General features: G+C 35.9%; 6 protein-coding genes. 2 read left to right on the forward strand and 4 right to left on the reverse strand.

The annotated features are described in order from the left end of the window. Nucleotides 1-36: 36 nt before the first annotated feature. A complete protein-coding gene (locus Q0A18_RS10110; RefSeq protein ID WP_292010029.1) occupies nt 37-594 on the forward strand; it encodes a DUF4230 domain-containing protein in 558 nt (185 codons plus the stop codon). Nucleotides 595-606: 12 nt separating this feature from the next. Further along, a complete protein-coding gene (locus Q0A18_RS10115; protein WP_292010024.1) occupies nt 607-792 on the forward strand; it encodes a hypothetical protein in 186 nt (61 codons plus the stop codon). Between the two features lie 79 nt (nt 793-871). On the opposite strand, the gene leuB is transcribed toward Q0A18_RS10115, so the two are convergent. The 4 genes from leuB to Q0A18_RS10135 are packed head-to-tail and all read right to left on the reverse strand — an operon-like array spanning nt 872 to nt 5247. After that, nucleotides 872-1996, reverse strand: coding sequence for a 3-isopropylmalate dehydrogenase (leuB, locus tag Q0A18_RS10120; RefSeq protein WP_292010025.1), 1125 nt, complete (start codon nt 1994-1996; stop codon nt 872-874). Next, nucleotides 1989-2591, reverse strand: a complete 603-nt coding sequence (gene leuD / locus Q0A18_RS10125; protein ID WP_292010026.1) for a 3-isopropylmalate dehydratase small subunit — start codon at nt 2589-2591, stop codon at nt 1989-1991. The genes leuB and leuD overlap by 8 nt, the downstream gene beginning before the upstream one ends. 49 nt (nt 2592-2640) lie before the next feature. Then, nucleotides 2641-4029 carry a 3-isopropylmalate dehydratase large subunit gene (gene leuC / locus Q0A18_RS10130; protein WP_292010027.1) on the reverse strand — a complete coding sequence of 463 codons (1389 nt, stop codon included), beginning with the start codon at nt 4027-4029 and terminating at the stop codon, nt 2641-2643. Between the two features lie 54 nt (nt 4030-4083). Next, nucleotides 4084-5247, reverse strand: a complete 1164-nt coding sequence (locus Q0A18_RS10135; RefSeq protein ID WP_292010028.1) for a 2-isopropylmalate synthase — start codon at nt 5245-5247, stop codon at nt 4084-4086. Nucleotides 5248-5305 lie beyond the last annotated feature (58 nt).

A 5305-nucleotide genomic window follows, 5' to 3' on the forward strand; every position in this document is an offset into this window, starting at 1 on the left:
AAAATAACAGCTTCCTTTTTTGCAGGGGTAATCGTAATGCTACTTCTGTTCTTTGGTCTGAAATCCTGTTTCAATTTAGGAAACAAGACTGAAAAGTCAGATTATTACATTCTGACCAATCAGATTTCCAAAATGAATAAAATGGTTGTATTGGAACAAAACAGTTCCAGTATGCAGAAGACCAAAATGGGATACGAAGTTTTCGGAAAAGAAGTTTCAAGTAATAGTATTATTACTTATACAAAAACAAATGCCCAGGTTTCTTATGATCTCAACAAAATGAAAATAGAAGTTGATTCCATCAATAAGAAACTTATCATTTCCGAATTGCCTGATGCCGATATCAGAATCACCCCAAGTGTAGAAATCCAATCCATGGATGATTCTTTTTTCAACAGAATATCTGAAAAAGATATTAAAAATGTAACTCAAAAAGCTAAGGAAACTGCTATAAAATCTATAGATCAGAATAAGCTTAGAAATGAAGGGCGTGAGCAGCTTATGGAAAATCTTAATAATATTTTTGTTTTGGCAAAGGCTTTGAATTATACTATAGAAGATCAAACCGGCAAAATCGGTGTTTTAGGACTTTAAAAAATTATAGCTATGGATTCAAAAGGAAATAAAAAGAAAGAATCTGCCAATTCCGCAGAATCGAAAAAACAAAATCAGGATTTTCCTAATATTCCTGCGTCGTCAAAGAAAACCAATCCTCCTGATATAAAAAAAGAGGACATTCAGAAAGCTTCAAAGAACAATAAAACCGGTAAAACGGATAACACAGAAAAATAGAAGTATTACAATAAAAGGTATTCAAAACTGAATACCTTTTATTTGTTAAAAAAATTAAATAACTAATAATTAAAAACAATCATACGATTGTGGACTTTCCAATTTGAATATTCTCAAAATTATAGTAAGATTTTTCAGAATATCTGATATAATCTGCAATGAAGTCTCCCACTTCATTGGTAGAATAATGGTTATCTGAATTAAGGTCTACAGTTACATATCTGTTTTCAATAGAATGTTCCACAGCCTCTATCAACTTTTTGGATGCTCCTTCCAAGTTTAAATAATCAAGCATCATAGCAGTGCTTAAAATAGAAGCTACAGGATTAGCTATTCCCTTTCCTTTCGCCTGAGGATAAGATCCGTGGATAGGCTCAAATAAAGCATTATCTTTTCCTATGGAAGCAGACGGCAGTAACCCTATGGACCCTCCTATCACACTTGCTTCATCTGAAATAATATCTCCAAACATATTTTCTGTAAGAATTACATCGAACTGTTTTGGATTCAGGATCAGTTGCATGGCAGCATTATCTACAAACATATAATCCAGCTGTACATCGGGATATTCATGAGCGATTTCCTGGCATATTTTTCTCCATAATCTGGAGGTATCCAATACATTTGCCTTGTCGATTAAAGTCAGTTTTCTTTTGCGTTTCTGAGCATCCTGAAAAGCCATATGGGTAATAGGAATGATATCTTCTCTGCTGTATTGGCAGACATCATAAGCATAAGCTCCGGACTCTTCAGTATATTTTTCTCCAAAATAAATTCCGCTTACCAGCTCTCTGTAAATCTGAATATCCGTCCCCTCAATAATTTCCTGTTTTAAAGGACTTTTCTTGATAAGGGACGCATATGTTTTCAGAGGTCTGATGTTGGCAAAAAGGCCTAGTTCTTTCCTTAGTTTTAAAAGTCCCTGCTCCGGTCGTACTTTGGCATCCGGATTATTATCAAAAGAAGGATCACCGATAGCTCCAAAAAGTACTGCATCAGCATTTTTACAGATGGCCAGTGTTTCATCAGGAAGTGGATTTCCCGTTTTAAAAATGGCTTCGGCGCCCATACTTCCATATTCAAACTGAAAGTTATAATGAAATACTTCACCAATAACATTCAGAATCTTTACACTTTCCTGAGTTACTTCCGGACCTATTCCATCACCCGGAAGAACTGCAATTTTAAAATCATTCTTATTCATAGATCTTTTGTGTTTTTATTTTCTGTTCGAACTTTTCTATTATCGCTTTTTTACTGATCAGGAAATCAATATCATCATATCCATTGATCAGGCATATTTTTTTATAAGGATCCAGTTCAAAATTTTCAGTTTTTCCATTGCATTGAATAGTTTGCTGTTCAACATCTACCGTAATTTTTATTTCCGGATTTTCTGTAACAGAAGCTAAGATTTCTTTTAAAAATCCTTCTGAGATTTTAACAGGAAGAAGACCGTTATTTAGGGCGTTTCCTTTAAAGATATCCGCAAAATAGCTTGATACGACCACTTTAAATCCATAATCTGTCAGAGCCCAGGCAGCATGTTCCCTACTGCTTCCACATCCGAAATTATTTCCTGCAACTAAGATTTCCCCTTTATATTTAGGTTTGTTCAGAACAAAATCAGCGTTAGGTTCATTAGTATGAACATTATATCTCCAGTCTCTGAACAAGTTGTTTCCAAAGCCTGTTTTATCTATACTTTTTAGGAATCTGGCTGGAATGATCTGGTCGGTATCTATATTTTCAGCAGGTAAAGGAACCGCTTGAGATTGTATTAATGTTAACTTTTGCATATGCTCAGTCGATGGTTTTTTTAAGATTAATTTTAAAATAATTCAGAGACTAATTTAAACTTCCGAAAGCAGGAATTTTACCTTCTATAGCTACTTTAGCTGCAGTTAAAGGACTTGCTAAAATAGTTCTTGCTCCTTGCCCCTGTCTTCCTTCAAAATTTCGGTTGGAAGTTGATACGCAATATTCACCTTCAGGAATTTTATCATCATTCATGGCAAGGCATGCAGAGCATCCGGGCTGTCTGATCTGAAATCCTGCTTCTGTAAATATTTTATCAAGACCTTCTTCATAAATTTGTTTTACGACAAGTTGAGAACCAGGAACGATCAAAGCTTTTATATGTTCAGATTTCTTTTTTCCTTTAATATATTGTGCCGCTGATCTGAAATCTTCTATTCTTGCATTGGTACAGCTCCCTATAAATACATAATTCACTTTGATATCAGAGGGAAACTGACCCGCCCGAAGCCCCATATATCGCAAAGCTTTCTCCTCTGATTCATTTTGAGGCACGGGAATAGAATCATACATAGAGATCCCCATTCCCGGATTTGTTCCATAAGTAATCATAGGCTGTATATCAGATGCATTAAAAGTATACTCTTTGTCAAAAACAGCATCTGGCTCAGTCGGTAATGTTTTCCAATATTCAAGTTTTTCTTCCCACCCTTCTCCTTTGGGAGCAAACTGCTTCCCTTTTACATATTCGAAAGTGGTTTCATCAGGTGCGATCATTCCTCCTCTTGCCCCCATTTCTATACTCATATTACATACCGTCATTCTTCCTTCCATGGACATTTCTTCGAACACCTGTCCCGCATATTCACAGAAATACCCTGTTCCTGCATCAGTACCTATTTTAGATATGATATATAGAATCACGTCTTTAGGCTGAACATTAGGATTAAGTTTTCCATTAACGGTAATCCTCATGGATTTAGGTTTGTTCAGCAACAGACATTGACTGGCAAAAACCTGTGCAACCTGACTTGTTCCTATTCCAAAAGCTATAGCTCCAAAGGCACCATGAGTAGAAGTATGGCTGTCTCCGCATACAATACTCATTCCAGGTTGGGTAACTCCCAGTTCCGGTGCAATAATATGTACGATTCCCTGGTATTGATGTCCTAACCCGAATAATTCGATATTATTCTTTTTACAATTTTCTGTGAGTTGTTGAATCTGGTTCCGGGATAATTCATCACGAATAGGAAGCTCTTGATTTAAAGTCGGAACATTATGGTCTGCTGTGGCGACTACCTGTTCCGGTCTGAATAATTTAAGGTTTCTCGATTCCAGTTCGGCAAAAGCCTGCGGGCTTGTTACTTCATGAATAAGATGCTTGTCTATATAGATTATTTGAGGTCCGTCGGGAACTGTATCCACTACGTGAGCATCCCAGACTTTATCAAAAAGTGTTTTTTTATTACTGTCCATTTTCTATTTCTACTAAAACTTGTTATGATAAAAATTATCGGAATACTTTATCCTCTACCCTATTTTTCTGCTAAATGATTCAATCATTGAATGAAGATCATCATTATCTATTTCCTTTTTGATATCAGCTACTTTCAGGAATTCTTTATAAAGAAAATCAAGGTCATTTTTAGTGACGTCAAAACCGATATGCTTAAGTCTGTATGCTAAAGCAGAGCGTCCGCTTCTTGCGGTAAGAATGATAGATGATTCGTTGACTCCCACATCTTCCGGATCAATAATTTCATAAGTTTCCCGGTTCTTGATAACACCGTCCTGATGAATTCCTGAGCTATGCGCAAAGGCATTAGCTCCAACAATAGCTTTATTAGGCTGAACAGACATGCCCATTAATTCTGAAACCATACTGCTCATATTATTCAGCATTCTGGAATTGATATTGGTATATAAATTCAGATCTTTATGTTGCCTGAAGATCATTACGACTTCTTCTAAAGCTGTATTCCCTGCTCTTTCACCCAATCCATTTATAGTGCATTCTATCTGACGGGCTCCATTAATTGCCCCTACAATTGAATTGGCAGTAGCCAAGCCAAGATCATTATGACAGTGGCAAGATAAGACAGCCTTATCAATTCCTTTCACATTTTCTTTCAGATACCTGATTTTGGCACCGTATTCTTCCGGTAAACAGTAACCAGTAGTATCGGGAATATTAAGAACAGTAGCTCCTGCTTTGATCACTTCTTCACAAATTTTAGCAAGAAAATCATTATCCGTTCTTCCTGCATCTTCTGCATAAAACTCTACATCTTCTACAAAGCTTTTGGAATATTTTACGGCCTGAACTGCTCTTTCTATAATATTTTCCCTTGTAGAATTGAATTTATATTTAATGTGGGATTCAGAAGTTCCGATCCCGGTATGAATTCTTGGTCTTTTAGCATATCGTAAAGCTTCTGCTGCGGCTTCAATATCTTTTTTGTTAGCTCTTGTCAATCCACAAACTTTAGCATTTTTCACGAGTTTTGAAATTTCTGAAACAGAATGAAAGTCTCCCGGACTTGAAATAGGAAATCCGGCTTCAATAACATCTACCCCCAGCTCATCAAGTTTCTCAGCAATGAGTAATTTTTGTTCTGTATTCAATTTACATCCTGGGACCTGCTCTCCATCTCTCAACGTTGTATCAAAAATTTCAATTTTTTCGGAATTCATAATGATGTTTTTACTTAATTTTGATTCAAAACTAAGATTTGAGTTATTTTTTTAGAGT

The organism is Chryseobacterium sp., assembly GCF_022712095.1.
Lineage (GTDB): Bacteria > Bacteroidota > Bacteroidia > Flavobacteriales > Weeksellaceae > Chryseobacterium.

What these genes read in the sequence shown, in the direction of transcription:
- Q0A18_RS10110 (WP_292010029.1), top strand. Translation starts at nt 37, where the DNA reads ATGCTACTTCTGTTCTTTGGTCTGAAATCCTGTTTCAATTTAGGAAAC.
- Q0A18_RS10115 (WP_292010024.1), top strand. Translation starts at nt 607, where the DNA reads ATGGATTCAAAAGGAAATAAAAAGAAAGAATCTGCCAATTCCGCAGAA.
- leuB (WP_292010025.1), bottom strand. Translation starts at nt 1,996, where the DNA reads ATGAATAAGAATGATTTTAAAATTGCAGTTCTTCCGGGTGATGGAATA.
- leuD (WP_292010026.1), bottom strand. Translation starts at nt 2,591, where the DNA reads ATGCAAAAGTTAACATTAATACAATCTCAAGCGGTTCCTTTACCTGCT.
- leuC (WP_292010027.1), bottom strand. Translation starts at nt 4,029, where the DNA reads ATGGACAGTAATAAAAAAACACTTTTTGATAAAGTCTGGGATGCTCAC.
- Q0A18_RS10135 (WP_292010028.1), bottom strand. Translation starts at nt 5,247, where the DNA reads ATGAATTCCGAAAAAATTGAAATTTTTGATACAACGTTGAGAGATGGA.